Source organism: Paraburkholderia sp. SIMBA_053 (assembly GCF_046534895.1).
In the GTDB taxonomy this organism is placed as follows: Bacteria; Pseudomonadota; Gammaproteobacteria; order Burkholderiales; family Burkholderiaceae; genus Paraburkholderia; species Paraburkholderia caledonica.
Map to the genome: position 1 here is coordinate 1 of NZ_JAWRXU010000489.1, position 282 is coordinate 282.

Below are 282 nucleotides of genomic sequence, written 5' to 3' on the forward strand. Positions count from 1 at the left end.
GCGAGTTGATCACGATTCCGTCACTGCACGCGGTTGAGAAGTGGGAAGACTACGAGGCTGCGCGCCGCGCGGTGTTCTCGCTGTTGTCGACCAATGCGCCGGCGCCGCGCTACAAGGTGGCTTGACGGGCGGCAGTGGAAAGTAGCGGCGGATCGCGGCGAATTCGTGCAAATTGCATCGGCAGCGCGATTCGCCGGGTAGCCGCAAGGTGCATTGATTCGGCGCCCGCAGGCCATCGCATCAGGCGAGAGGTCCTTCGGGCGCTTTGCGGCGTACCGCGAC

The 282-nt window shown here is 64.9% G+C and carries 1 pseudogene; it reads left to right on the forward strand.

From position 1 onward, the window contains the following. Positions 1-125, forward strand: a pseudogene (locus tag SB753_RS36550) (SDR family oxidoreductase); the annotation flags it as partial. Between the last annotated feature and the right edge of the window lie 157 nt (positions 126-282).